Origin of the sequence: Curtobacterium sp. S6, assembly GCF_000710345.2 — a bacterium.
Taxonomy (GTDB): domain Bacteria; phylum Actinomycetota; class Actinomycetes; order Actinomycetales; family Micrococcaceae; genus Rothia.
Genome location: NZ_JHEL01000001.1, coordinates 1 through 230, shown reverse-complemented (window position 1 = coordinate 230; position 230 = coordinate 1). Strand labels below are relative to the sequence as shown.

Below are 230 nucleotides of genomic sequence, written 5' to 3'. Positions count from 1 at the left end.
ACCATCAGCGCTAAGAGCCTTAACTACCGGGTTCGGAATGAGACCGGGTGTACCCCTCTTGCCATAACCACCGAAAAACCAACTACCACCACCACACACCGCGTGTGCAGCAGGGAAACCTAGATTCCTCAATCAAACAACAAACCCCTCAAATAAGGGTTGTTATCCCAAAACCATACAGTGAACGCGACACACCAACATGCCCTACAAACCCTTGCAACAACTATTGT

General features: G+C 49.1%; 1 rRNA gene. It reads right to left on the bottom strand.

The window, feature by feature from the left end:
* A 5S ribosomal RNA gene (rrf, locus tag CURSPS6_RS00005) occupies positions 1-75 on the bottom strand; the annotation flags it as partial.
* Between the last annotated feature and the right edge of the window lie 155 nt (positions 76-230).